The sequence below is a fragment of the Rhodococcus sp. WB1 genome, from assembly GCF_001700945.1.
Taxonomy (GTDB): domain Bacteria; phylum Actinomycetota; class Actinomycetes; order Mycobacteriales; family Mycobacteriaceae; genus Rhodococcus; species Rhodococcus aetherivorans.
Genome location: NZ_CP015529.1, coordinates 5355083 through 5367926 on the forward strand (window position 1 = coordinate 5355083; position 12844 = coordinate 5367926).

At 68.2% G+C, this 12844-nt stretch carries 10 protein-coding genes and 1 pseudogene; 8 read left to right on the top strand and 3 right to left on the bottom strand.

Annotation, left to right across the window (positions count from 1 at the left end):
* Positions 1-202: 202 nt before the first annotated feature.
* Positions 203-676 (bottom strand): Lrp/AsnC family transcriptional regulator, encoded by a 474-nt coding sequence (locus tag A4U64_RS24050; RefSeq protein ID WP_065923237.1) that lies wholly within the window; start codon positions 674-676, stop codon positions 203-205.
* 258 nt (positions 677-934) lie between these two features.
* Here A4U64_RS24050 and leuC point away from each other — a divergent pair, with 258 nt between their 5' ends.
* From leuC to A4U64_RS24070, 4 genes are read left to right on the top strand one after another with little or no spacing between them, the layout of a single operon-like run.
* Positions 935-2338 carry a 3-isopropylmalate dehydratase large subunit gene (gene leuC / locus A4U64_RS24055; protein WP_065923238.1) on the top strand — a complete coding sequence of 468 codons (1404 nt, stop codon included), beginning with the start codon at positions 935-937 and terminating at the stop codon, positions 2336-2338.
* Between the two features lie 5 nt (positions 2339-2343).
* Positions 2344-2961, top strand: coding sequence for a 3-isopropylmalate dehydratase small subunit (gene leuD / locus A4U64_RS24060; RefSeq protein ID WP_065923576.1), 618 nt, complete (start codon positions 2344-2346; stop codon positions 2959-2961).
* On the top strand, positions 2954-3715 hold the full coding sequence (locus tag A4U64_RS24065; RefSeq protein WP_065923239.1) for an RraA family protein: 762 nt from the start codon (positions 2954-2956) through the stop codon (positions 3713-3715). The genes leuD and A4U64_RS24065 overlap by 8 nt, the downstream gene beginning before the upstream one ends.
* Positions 3716-3744: 29 nt before the next feature.
* A complete protein-coding gene (locus A4U64_RS24070; protein ID WP_157127608.1) occupies positions 3745-7254 on the top strand; it encodes an indolepyruvate ferredoxin oxidoreductase family protein in 3510 nt (1169 codons plus the stop codon).
* Between the two features lie 459 nt (positions 7255-7713).
* Here the strand turns inward: A4U64_RS24070 and A4U64_RS28950 are convergent.
* A pseudogene (locus A4U64_RS28950) lies at positions 7714-8022 on the bottom strand (transposase); the annotation flags it as partial.
* Between the two features lie 343 nt (positions 8023-8365).
* Between A4U64_RS28950 and A4U64_RS24075 the strand changes: the two are divergent.
* The gene (locus A4U64_RS24075; RefSeq protein ID WP_065923241.1) at positions 8366-10204 is read left to right on the top strand and encodes an AMP-dependent synthetase/ligase; all 1839 of its coding nucleotides are present in this window, start codon (positions 8366-8368) and stop codon (positions 10202-10204) included.
* A gap of 19 nt (positions 10205-10223) precedes the next feature.
* Entirely contained in the window at positions 10224-10601 is a 378-nt protein-coding gene (locus tag A4U64_RS24080) for a DUF5313 family protein (RefSeq protein ID WP_006931544.1), read from the top strand.
* 121 nt (positions 10602-10722) lie between these two features.
* Here the strand turns inward: A4U64_RS24080 and A4U64_RS24085 are convergent, their stop codons facing one another.
* Complete coding sequence (locus tag A4U64_RS24085) at positions 10723-11475, bottom strand: FadR/GntR family transcriptional regulator (RefSeq protein ID WP_006931543.1); 753 nt, start codon at positions 11473-11475, stop codon at positions 10723-10725.
* 146 nt (positions 11476-11621) lie between these two features.
* On the opposite strand from A4U64_RS24085, the gene rraA reads away from it, so the two are divergent.
* Positions 11622-12119, top strand: a complete 498-nt coding sequence (gene rraA, locus A4U64_RS24090) for a ribonuclease E activity regulator RraA (RefSeq protein ID WP_065923242.1) — start codon at positions 11622-11624, stop codon at positions 12117-12119.
* Between the two features lie 199 nt (positions 12120-12318).
* On the top strand, positions 12319-12723 hold the full coding sequence (locus A4U64_RS24095) for a hypothetical protein (protein WP_050034305.1): 405 nt from the start codon (positions 12319-12321) through the stop codon (positions 12721-12723).
* Positions 12724-12844: the final 121 nt, after the last annotated feature.

Below are 12844 nucleotides of genomic sequence, written 5' to 3' on the forward strand. Positions count from 1 at the left end.
TCGCGGCTATTGAAAGGTGATGGCAGTCACAGAAGCAAGCCGCCTTCGGAGAAGGCGTCCAGGTGCTCAACACATGCAGGAAAGCCGGCAAGAGATTGAGCCGATTGCTCAGGATTTCCATGCGTCCGGAGACTTGTGCTCATCTTTGAAACCCCCGCTGAGCCAAGGGCTTGAAAAGGCTCCGCTCGGCGCCGGGTCGTGGTCAGCGTTCGGCGCGAAGCTTTTCGACGATGGGGATGGTCCGCGGCCAGATCCGCCGGCTCAGCACGATCTCCGAGCGGGTGCGCAGTACGCCCTCGGTTTTCATCACCGCCTGAAGCACTTCCTCGAAGTGGGCGTTGTCCCGGGCGACGAAGCGGCACAACAGGTCCCCTTCACCGGAAACGGTGTTGGCCTCGATCAGTTCGGGGATCGCGGTCAGCCGGTCGAGGGTTTCGTTGACCTGACTCTGGGCGATGTGCACGTGCACGAACGCCATGACGGCATACCCGAGTGGGGCGAGATTGATCTGCGGGCGCCAACTGACCACGACGCCGGCCTTTTCGAGTTTGGTGATGCGCGCCTGAGCGGTGTTGCGGGCGATATTCAGACGCCGGGAGTACTCGCGCACGCCGGCGCGAGGCTCTTCGACGATGAGCCGCAGGATGTCGAGATCGAGCTTGTCGAAGCCGTCCACGGGGTTACTCCCATCACTAGGGGCGGAATTGGTCCAGGTGCGCATACGGTCCACCGAAGCGGCGAACAGATTGAGCACTTGGTAGTTCTTTTCGGGCGGGTATTCACCTTACGGCATTGATATGCGTATGTTCTGGGTCACACGGAGCGCGCCGGGGCCATTCGTCGAGGCCGACCATCGAACTGGTCCCCGCGTCCGCGCCGGGGGCGACACTGCCCCACCGGCGGCTTCGAACAAGTGGAGGGAACAGGCCTGGCTATGGGCTACACGCTTGCGGACAAGATCTGGAACAGCCACCTCGTGCGCTGCGCCGAGGGCGAGCCGGATCTGATCTACATCGACATGCACTTGCTACACGAGGTCAACACTCCGGTCGCGTTCGCGAATCTGCGAGCGGCCGGGCGAACGGTACGCAGACCGGAGCTGACGCTCGGCACGGTCGATCATCAGAACCCGACCGACGATGTGCTGCGCGAGCTCACCGATCCGGCGGCGGCCCTGCAGATCGGTCACATGGAACGCAATTGCCAGGATTTCGGCGTCGAGTTGTACGGACTCGGTGACGCCGCCCGCGGAATTGCCCACGTGATCGGCCCCGAACTGGGGTTGACTCAGCCGGGCATGACGCTGGTGTGCTGCGACTCGCACACCAGCACCCACGGCGCCTTCGGCGCCCTGGCCTTCGGGATCGGCACCAGCCAGGTCGAGCACGTCCTGGCCACCCAGACGTTGCCGATGAATCCGATGAGGAACATGCGTGTGGTGGTCGACGGCCGGCTGCCGGCCGGTGTGACCGCCAAGGACCTGATCCTGGACATCATCGCCCGGATCGGCACCGCCGGCGGGCAGGGCCACGTCATCGAGTACCAGGGCGAGGCGATTCGTGCCCTGTCGATGGAAGGCCGGATGACGGTGTGCAACATGTCCATCGAAGCGGGCGCCCGCGCCGGACTGATCGCTCCCGACGAGGTGACCATCGAATACCTGCGGGGACGCCCGCATGTGCCCACCGGCGCGGCCTTCGACACCGAAGCCGCCTACTGGCGCACGTTCTACTCCGACGACGACGCGGTGTTCGACAAGGAGATCCACCTCGACGCCGGCACGGTTTCTCCGCGCGTATCATGGGGCACCACTCCGGCGCAGACCGTTCCGCTCGACGGCCGCGTCCCCGAACCGGACTCGTTCCTCGACCCGGGTGCCCGTGCCGCGGCCGAACGGGCCCTGACCTACATGGATCTGAAGCCCGGCACCGCCATGCGTGAGATCGAGATCGACGCGGTGTTCATCGGCTCGTGCACCAACGGCCGGATCGAGGACCTGCGGGAAGTGGCCGCGGTGTGGCAGAACCGCCGTATCGCCCCCGGTGTCGAGGTCTTCCTCGTCCCCGGTTCGGAAGCGGTACGGGCCCAGGCGATCACCGAAGGTCTCGACGAGATCTTCACCGCTGCCGGAGTCGACCTGCGCTACTCCGGGTGTTCGTTGTGCGTGGCTCTCAACGAGGACCGCCTGCGCCCCGGACAGCGGGCCGCCTCGACGAACAACCGCAACTTCGAGGGACGGCAAGGGCGAGGGACCCGCACCCATCTGGTCTCTCCTGCCGTGGCCGCCGCCAGCGCCGTCACCGGCCGGCTCACCGCTCCCACCGATCTCGAGGACTGATGACGATGGACACGTTCACCGAACACACCGGAACCGGGGCGCCGCTGCGGATCTCCGACGTCGACACCGACCAGATCATCCCGGCCCGGTTCTGCGCCGGGGTGACCACGGACGGGCTCGCCGACGCACTGTTCGCCGACTGGCGCAGCAATCCCGACTTCGTCCTCGAGCAGCCGGCCTATCGCGACGCCACCGTCCTGGTCGCCGGCGAGGACTTCGGCACCGGCTCGTCCCGGGAGTGGGCGGTGTGGGCTCTGCAGGGCTACGGGTTCCGCGTGGTCATCGCGCCGCGGTTCGGGGATATCTTCCGCGGCAACGCACTGAAGAACGGGCTGCTGACCGTCGAGGTGCCTCAGGACGTCGTCGACCGGATCTGGAAGGACCTCGAGAACCACCCGGAGGTGCCGGTCACCGTCGATCTGGTACGCCTGCAGATTAGCGTCGGCGACACCGTATACCGGTTCCACCTCGACGAGCACACCCGAGGGCGGCTGCTCCACGGCTACGACGACATCGGTCTGACCCTCGTCCATGCGGCCGACATCGACGCATACGAGTGCCGCCGCCGACCCACCCTGCCCACCGCCCGCCGCATCGACCGGCAGGAGGCTCGACATGGCTGAGCCGGCAACCCGGATGCCCGGCGCGATCTCCCCCGAGAAGATCCACACCACCGCCATCCCTCGCCACAATGAGAACTTCTCGGCCCGGTTGCTGGCCGTCCCCGACACCGCCTCGGCCGTCGCCGATGCTCTGGACGAACTGGGGCTCGGCGCCGACATCGACGTGGACACCCTGCAGCCCCTCGTTCCCACCGGACGCGTGTGCGGACCGGCCGTCACCGTGCGCTACGTACCGCTCGGCGGTGATCCGAGCAGCAATCGCCGCAACGGGGAAGGCACCGTCTTCGGGGACCGCGACCTGTACGGTCTCGGCCGCCCCGGCGACATCGCCGTGATGGACTGCTCCGGCTCCCGCTCCGGCGCGGTGATGGGGGCCCTGTCGGCGCGGTGGGCCGTCAAGGCCGGTATCGCCGGCTGCATCGTCGACGGAGCGATACGCGACACCGCCTCGATTCTCGACACCGGTCTGCCGGTGTGGAGCGCGGCACGCCGCCCCGCCGCCGCCCGCTACCGCTACGAGACGGTCCAGCTCAACGGACCGGTCTGTCTCGGCGGCCACCAGGTCCATCCCGGCGACTACCTCGTCGCCGACCGCGACGGCATCTGCATCATCCCGTTCTTCGACGTCCCCCAGGTGGTCGAGCACTGCGAACGCGCTCACCTCGCCGAAACCGCGTTCATCGACCGCATCGATGCGGCCCCCTCTGTCGAAGACCTTGTCGCCGGGCTCGGCTCGGGCGCCACCCCGGCCTGATCGGGCGACCCATCCTCGAAGGAATCACCTTGTCTACCACCGTGCACACTCCCGTGTCCGACTTCTCGCTCGACGATCGCTACGTTCTCGACGACGGCACGGTCTACCTGACCGGCATCCAGGCCCTGGTGCGGACCTTGCGCGACCGGGCGATCCTCGACCGCCGCCACGGTCGGCGCACCGCCTCGTTCGTCTCCGGCTACGAGGGCTCTCCGCTGGCCGGCTACGACCTCGAGATCGCCCGCAAGAAGAAGATCCTGGACGGTTTCGACATCGTGCACCGGCCGGCGGTCAACGAAGAGCTCGCCGCCACCTCCGTGCTCGGCACCCAGATGGCCCCGCAGGTGGGCCGGATGCGCACCGACGCGGTGACCGGCTACTGGTACGGCAAATCGCCCGGCCTCGACCGTGCCTCGGACGCCATCCGTCACGCCAACCTCGTCGGCACGGATCCGCGTGGCGGCGCCGTCGCCTTGGTCGGCGACGACCCCGGTGGGAAGTCCTCGAGCCTGGCCTGCGCCTCCGAGGTAGCCATGGCCGATCTGCTGATCCCCACCTTGTACCCGGCCGATCCGCAGGAAGTCCTCGACTACGGACTGCACGCACCGTTCCTGTCCCGCTTCACCGGGCTGTGGTCGGGGCTGAAGATCGTCACCGCCGTGGCCGACGGGGCCGGCACCGCCGTGGTGCACCCGGACCGGATCGACCCCAGTTTCGGCGACCTGGGCCCGAGCACCTACACCCCCAGCGCCCACCTGGTCGGACCGAACCTGCTGACCCTCGAACGCAGCCAACTGCACGATCGACTACCGCGGGCCCTCGAGTACGCGCGCATCAACCACCTCAACCGCATCGTGTGCTCCGGACCGGACGATCGCATCGGCCTGGTCACCTCCGGCAAGACGTACCTCGACCTGCGCGAAGCGCTCACCGTCCTCGGACTCGACGAAACCGACCTGCGCCGCTTCGGTATCCGCATCCTCAAACTCGGGATGATCTATCCCGTCGATCCGCAGATCGTGCACACCTTCGCCGACGGCCTGACCGAGATCATCGTCGTCGAGGAAAAACGTGCGTTCCTCGAAACCGCCCTTCGCGACATCCTCTACCGTCGCCCCGACGCGCCGCTGGTGCTCGGCAAGACCGACCCGACCGGAAAGCCGCTGGTCAACGCCTTCGGGGAGCTCGACGCCGATCTGATCGCCGGCGCTCTGGCGCGCCGTCTCGGCGGCGAATACGAGATCGAACCGGTCCAGCGCTGGCGCGAACGACCCCAACGGTCGCGGATCGTGTTGCCGCTGCTGGCCCGCACCCCCTACTTCTGCTCCGGCTGCCCGCACAACTCCTCGACCAAAGTGGCCCCGGACACCCTCATCGGCGGCGGCATCGGCTGCCACGCGATGGTGATGATGATGGACGACAAGCAGGTCGGCGACGTCATCGGCCTGACCCAGATGGGCGGGGAAGGCGCCCAGTGGATCGGTATGGCCCCGTTCCTCGAAGAGGATCACTTCGTGCAGAACGTCGGCGACGGCACGTTCATGCACTCCGGCAGCCTCGCGCTGCGCGCCGCCGTCGCCTCGGGCGAGAACATCACCTACAAACTGCTCTACAACGCCACCGTCGCCATGACCGGCGGACAGGACCCGGTGGGCGCCATGCCGCTCGACCGGATCACCCGCCTGCTGCTCGCCGAAGGCGTGCGCAAGATCGTCGTCACCACCGAGGACCGCACCCGGATCAAGGCCCTGCGTCTGCCCCGCGGGGTCGACGTGCGTGACCGCGACGAGCTCGTGCAGGTCCAGCAGGAACTGGCCACCGTGCCCGGTGTGACCGTGCTGATCCATGACCAGGAATGCGCCGCCGAAAAGCGGCGCAAGCGCAAGCGCGGCACGATCGACACCCCCACCACCCGGGTGATGATCAACGAACGCATCTGCGAAGGCTGCGGCGACTGCGGCGAGAAGTCGAACTGCCTGTCGGTGCATCCGGTCGAGACCGAGTTCGGTCGCAAGACCACCATCCACCAGTCCTCGTGCAACCTCGACTACTCGTGCCTGAAAGGCGACTGCCCGTCGTTCGTGACCATCACCCCCGGCCCGGTCGAGCAGCGCACCCCGGTGCCGGACATCACCACAGGCCTGATCAGAGACCCTGAATTCACCTCAATGGAAGGCGAATTCGGAATGCGCATCCTCGGTGTCGGCGGCACCGGTGTCGTCACGGTCTCGCAGATCCTGGCCACTGCCGCGGTGATCGACGGCAAGTTCGTGCGCAGCCTCGACCAGACCGGCCTGGCGCAGAAGGGCGGCGCGGTCGTCTCCGACCTCAAGCTCGGCCCTCACCCCTTCGAGCAGGGCCCGAAGATCGGTCAGGGCCGGTGCAACCTGTACCTGGCGTGTGACTCGCTGGTGGGCACCGACCCGACCAATCTGAAGGCCGCCGATCCGGACACCACGATCGCGGTGGTCTCGACCACCGAGATCCCGACGGGGCAGATGGTCGTCGACACCTCGGTGCACTTCCCCGGGCTGGGCACGATCCGCACCGCCGTCGACGGTGCCACCCGCCGCGCCGTCTATCTCGACCCGGCCACCCTGTCGCGCGAGTTGTTCGGCGACGAGCAGTACACCAACATGCTCCTAGTCGGTGCCGCCTACCAGACGGGGGTCCTGCCGATCGCCGCCCACGCGATCGAACGCGCCATCACCCTCAACGGCGCCGCCGTCGATGCGAACCTGCAGGCCTTCCGCCGCGGCCGCCAGGCCGTCGCCGACCCTGAGGCACTCGCCGTCGCGATCGAAGCCAACCGTCGCGCCGTGTTCACCCCCGCCCCGCCGTCGGCTCGGGCACTGCATATCGCCGCCAACGTCCGCGCCGAAGACGGCTCAGAACTGGCCCGTCTCGTCGCCCTACGCACCGCCGACCTGATCGACTACCAGGACAGCACCTACGCAACCGAGTACGCACTCTTCGTCGAACGAGTCCGCGCCAGGGAGGCCGTCGCAGTCGACGGATCGACGACCCTGGCCGAGACGGTCGCACAGAACCTCTACAAGCTCATGGCCTACAAGGACGAATACGAGGTCGCTCGCCTGGCACTCGACCCCGCCTTCGACGCCGCGGTGACAGACACCTTCGGCACGAGCGCCAAGCGAGCGGTGCGGTTGCACCCGCCGCTGCTGCGCGCGATGGGCATGAAGAACAAGCTCTCGCTCGGCTCATGGGTCAACCCCGGATTCAAGACCCTGCATCGCATGCGGCGCATCCGCGGCACCAGGCTCGACATCTTCGGCTACCACCGCATCCGGAAGATGGAACGCGCCCTGATCGACGAATACCGCACCGTCATCGAAACCCTGCTGCAGGACCTGACCCCCGCCATCCTGGCCGCCGCCGTCGACATCGCCGCCCTGCCCGACATGATCCGCGGATACGAGCAGATCAAGGTCGCCAACGTCGAGGCCTACCACCGGCGACTGACCGAACTGCTGGCCGCCTACCCGAACCAGGATGCGGTGATCGCGCCAGCCTGCTGATCGCACGCTCACCCCCCCACAGCGTGGACTCTCGTGGGGCCCGGCAACGAGCTGGGCCCACAAGGGGCCGCGGACCAACGAAAGGTATCTCGTGACTACCCCGGAACCGATCCTGCTGATCGACGGTGCCCGCCGCCAATGCACGGTGGCCTTCGCGCGCGCACCAGGTGGTGAAGGCCCGCCACGCCGAGGCGTAGGTGCGGCGGGTGCCGGCGGCCCGGGCCGACGCCACCGACTCCGCGATCCGCGCCGCCGCGGCAGGTGCGAGGTCCGGCAGCGCCGGCTCCAAAGCCCCCTCCACCGTCTCGACCGCTGCGAGAGGTCCGTCTGTTGCTGGTTCCGGCTGGTGGTCCACGGTCGGGCACGGTACCGGAGGCCTCCGACACCGTCCCGGCGACCGAAAGTGTGCTCACCTCGGGGTTCGTCGGAATAGCTGCGTAAATGGCAATTTTCAGCACCATCCGGTTGGTCGTAGACCGAATGCAGCAGGGTCTTCGTCGTCCCCGCAAGCGGGCGGTATCCCTAGGCCACGACGACCTCGGCGTGACAGCCGCGAAGTTCTTCGCGCAGGGGTGCAGCACCTCTGCCACAAGTCGCCGGGCAGGGTCGCTCCGATCGCCGACGTCAGCCTGCGAGGGCATCGGAGGTCACCCCCTTCACCCCGGTCAGCCCGCGGTCGACCAGGGATCGGGAAGAGGTCGGCCAGCCAGCCCCGTCCTCGGCGGAAGTGGCATCCAAACCCAGGATCTCGCGGTAGCCGTTGACGTTGCCTGGACGTTCTGGCTCGTCCCCGCAACGACAAGCCCGCCGAGACCGTCACCGACCCTGCCGAGGAGGTGAGACTGGCCTTGACTGCATGACCCATCGAGGAGTCACGCGACGACGTCGCACAGCCGGCACCGGCTCGCCGGGGTGCCCGGCCGATGGCAGCTGTACGCGCTCACCGACGCGATCACGGACGCGCCCCCGATCGCGCACCGCAGGTACTGCGGGCGGCCGCGGCTCGCCCCACGCCCGGCAGCACCGGCAGGCGCGGTGAGGGTGGACCGGACGCCGGAACGAACAGGCGAAACCCTCCCCACGGTTCGTGCGGCCTTCCTAGACTCGGGGTATGACAGCGCTGCGAATCTCCGACGAACCCGTCGACCACTCGAAGATCGAGAAGCGGGCACCGTCGGTGGCTCAGCTCTTCCTCGATCGTGTCGCGGCCAGCCCCGGCACGGAGGCGTTCCGGTTCCCGAAGGACGACGGCTGGCAGAGCGTGACGTGGCAGCAGGTCGGTGACCGTGTCCGCCTGCTCACGGCCGGGCTGATCGCGCTCGGCGTCGAGCCCGAGGACCGTATCGCGCTGGCGTCGTCGACCCGGTACGAGTGGGTGATCGTCGACCTCGCGGTGATGTGCGCGGGCGCCGCGACCACGACGGTCTACCCCACCACCAAGGCTCCCGACGTGGGGTTCATCGTGTCCAACTCGGGCAGCCGCGTGGTCGTCGCCGAGGACAGGACGCAGGTCGACAAGCTCGTCGAGCAGCGCGCACAGCTGCCGCACGTGCAGCAGGTGGTGGTGATCGACGGCCCCGGGGACGGGGACTGGGTGATCACCCTGGCCGACCTCGAGGAGCGGGGCAGGCAGCTGATCGCGGAGTCGCCGAACGTCGTCGAGGATCGGGTCCGGGAGATCCGGCCGGAGCACCTCGCCACTCTCATCTACACGTCCGGCACCACCGGCAAGCCCAAGGGCGTGCGGCTGCCGCACTCGGCGTGGACGTACACCGCCGCCGCCGTCGATGCCCTCGGCATTCTCGGCCCGGACGATCTGCAGTACCTGTGGTTGCCCCTGTCGCACGTGTTCGGCAAGGTGCTGCTGAGCCTGCCCCTGCAGGTGGGCATGCCCACCGCCATCGACGGCCGGGTCGAGAAGATCGTCGAGAACCTCGCCGTCGTGCGGCCGACCTTCATGGGCGCGGCCCCACGCGTCTTCGAGAAGGCTCACGCGCGCATCGAGGCGATGATGGCGGAGGAGGGCGGCATCAAGAAGAAGATCTTCGACTGGGCCGTCGGGGTCGGAACGCGGGTCTCGAAGGCCAAGCAGGAGGGCCGCAACCCGTCGCTGCTGGACCGGTTGCAGTACAAGGTCGCCGACAAGCTCGTCTTCTCCAAGATCCGGGAGCGGTTCGGCGGCCGGCTGAGGTTCTTCGTCTCCGGGTCCGCGCCGCTGGACCGCGACGTCGCACAGTGGTTCGATGCCGTCGGCATCATCGTCCTCGAGGGGTACGGGCTGTCGGAGACCTCCGCCGCGACGTTCCTCAACCGGCCGCTCGCCTACCGCTTCGGCACGGTCGGCTGGCCCTTCCCGGAGACCGAGGTCAAGATCGCCGAGGACGGGGAGATCCTCATCAAGGGTCCCGGTGTGATGAGCGGTTACCACGATCGTCCCGACGCGGACGCCGAGGCGTTCGAGGACGACGGCTGGTTCCACACCGGCGACATCGGCGAGGTGGACTCCGACGGGTTCCTGCGGATCACCGACCGCAAGAAGGACATGTTCAAGACCTCGCAGGGCAAGTACGTCGCGCCGTCCGCCATCGCCGCGACCTTCAAGGGCCTGTGCCCGTACGCGAGCGAGATCATCGTCCACGGCGAGGGCCGGCCGTACTGCGTGGCGCTGGTGGGCCTCGATCCGGAGGCGATCCACGAGTGGGCCCAGAAGAACGGCATGGGCGACAGGTCGTTCGCGGAGATCGCCCGGGACGAGAAGACCCGTGAGCTGATCGCCGGGTACATCGACCAGCTCAACGAGCAGCTCAACCGGTGGGAGGAGGTCAAGAAGTTCACCATCATCGACCGCGAGCTGTCGGTCGAGGCCGGGGACCTCACGCCGAGCATGAAACTGCGCCGCAAGATCGTCATCGACAACTTCTCCGACCGGCTCACCGGGCTGTACGGATAGGCGGCCTATCCTCGGATACATGACGAGTAGTGCGCGACCGAGTTTTACCCAGTACGTCGGATACCTGTTCGGCCGCACGCTCCCCGACTCGCTCCAGGACTGGGTCCGCAACGACCTCGTCGGGCCCGGCGCGACGATGCGTTACCTCGTGCGGTTCACCCTGCCGATCGTGCCGTTCCTGGCGCTGTTCCTGCTCATCCCCGGGCCGGTGTGGATTCCGCTGGCGATGATGGCGCTGCTCTTCATCCCGCTGGTGTACTTCGCGATCGCCCTGATGCAGATCTGGCGGCGGCACCGCCTGGAGCAGCACGGCCTCGACCCCAACCTGCTCGGCGAGAAGGCGCGGGTGCGGGCCGACCGCGAACGCAACGAGTACGAGCGGCGATTCGGGCGCTGAGCCGAGCGGGAGTTTCCTGCGCCGAGGGGGCTGCCACGTAGCGCCCCACTCGCATGTCGGCGCGGCAACCTCCCCCTCGACGCGGTGCCCTGGCAGCGCGATGCCCTGGGAGCACGGGGTCCTAGGACAGCACCTCGACGAGCGTGGTCGCCGAGTCACCCGTCATGTACCGCTCGACGCTGTCGAGGTGCCTGCGCCAGAACGCTTGCGCCGCCTCGGCATCGTCTCCTCGCAGCAACGTGACGAGCTTGCGGTTGGCACGCAACGCCGCGGACGCCCCGGGACGTTCCGCCGAATCGGCGCGCGTGGACAGATACAGCGCATTGTGTGCGTCCATGATGTCGAGCAGCATCCCCGCGAGCGCCGCCATCGTCTGGTTCCCGGCGAGTTCCATCACCGCCCGGTGCACCTCGGTGTCGTACTTGGCGAAGGCGGCGGGGTCGTCGAGGAGTTCCTCGCCCCGCTCGACCAGTTCGGCGAGCGTGTCGATGCGCCCGGCGGGGGCGGCGGCGAGCAGGCCGACGGCGTCCACCTCGAGTTCGGTGCGGGCGCGGTAGACGTCGGCCAGCGGGACACCCCGGTACTGCAGCAGCAGCCCGGTGTAGCGGGCGGCGGTCGAGCCGTCCGGCGCCTGCACGCGGGCGCCGCCGTGGGCGCCGCGCAGGACGGTGATGATGCCTTCCGACTCGAGAATGCGGAACGCCTCCCGCAACGTGGGCCGGGAAACGCCGAAGCGTTCCATCAGTGCGGCCTCGTTCGGCAACGGCTCGCCGGCGTGCAGTTCCCCGGTGATGATCTGGCGGCGCAGGCTCGCGGCGATCAGTTCACCTGCCTTGGGCACGCGAACGACCGTCGAGCTTCCGTCGAGTGGCATTTCACCGTCCTGTGTGCGTCATCCATCCCAGCCCCGATGGCACTTAGGATACAAGAATCTACCGGTTTGAAATCTAAAGAGGCAGATGATCTGTCTCTATCCGTCCCACGCCGAGCGGACGCCGTCACCCCACTACTCTCGGCGGTATGAGCGAACCCTCCACCAACGACGTTCCGGCCACCGCCGACCTCGCCGACGAGATCGGCCCCGACATCCGCAGCTGCGACACGCAGTTCGTCCAGTTCGGCGGCCGCGAGGTCTTCGCCGGCCGGATCACCACCATCCGCTGCTTCCAGGACAACCTGCTCGTCAAGCAGACCCTGAGCGAGCCCGGCAACGGCGGCGTCCTCGTCGTCGACGGCGATGCCAGCGTGCACACCGCCCTCGTCGGCGACATCATCGCCGGCCGCGGCGTCGACAACGGCTGGGCCGGTGTCGTCGTCAACGGCGCCGTCCGCGACTCGGCCATCCTGCGCACCCTCGCGATCGGCATCAAGGCGCTCGGCACCAACCCGCGCAAGAGCACCCAGACCGGGTCCGGCGAGAAGAACGTGCCGGTGGAGTTCGGCGGCGTCACGTTCAACCCGGGCGAGATGCTCTACAGCGACCACGACGGGATCGTCGTCCGCGCCGAGGACCGATAGGGAACCGGCACGCTCGTGGCGCTGCGAACGGCGCGGACCTCCCTGCGTGCCGCAAGGCGGAACCGGTCCGGCCGCACGAACACGCCTCCTGACGTCGCGGGCCGCCGTCCTCTCAGCCGATGGTGGCGAGGTTCGGCGGCAGTGCCCACACTGGAGGGATCACGGCCGCACGTGCGGCCCGCGACGTCAGGAGGCCCTCATGGGCGACAACAACCCGTTCGGATTCGACCCGGAAGACCTCGACCGCGTCTTCCGCGACGCCGGGGAAGGGTTGCGAGACCTGGCCGCCAAGATCGGCCGGTTCGTCGAGCAACCGGACGCCGGGATTCCGTGGTCGAGCATCTTCCCCGACCTCGGCGGCGCGCCGCGCACCCGCCCGGCACCGCCCACCGCCGGCGAGACCGGCGACGGCGTGTGGGTGATCTACACGCTCGACGGCGACGGAACCGCCCGCGTCGAGCAGGTTTTCCCCACCGAACTCGAGGCGCTGCGCGCCCACAAGAACAACACCGACCCGCTCCGGTCGGTGCGCTTCCTGCCCTACGGCGTCACCGCCGGCATCCTGGACCGGCGCGAGGACAAGGACCCGGACGAAACCGACTGACAGCACCTCCGAGACAGCCTTCGCCTCCCGCACCCGGGCATCACCTGCGGGCCGAGCCGGTGTGGGGAGGTCGACCGAAAACGAGTGCGCCCCGGCCCGTATGCGCGCAAACTGGTAACCA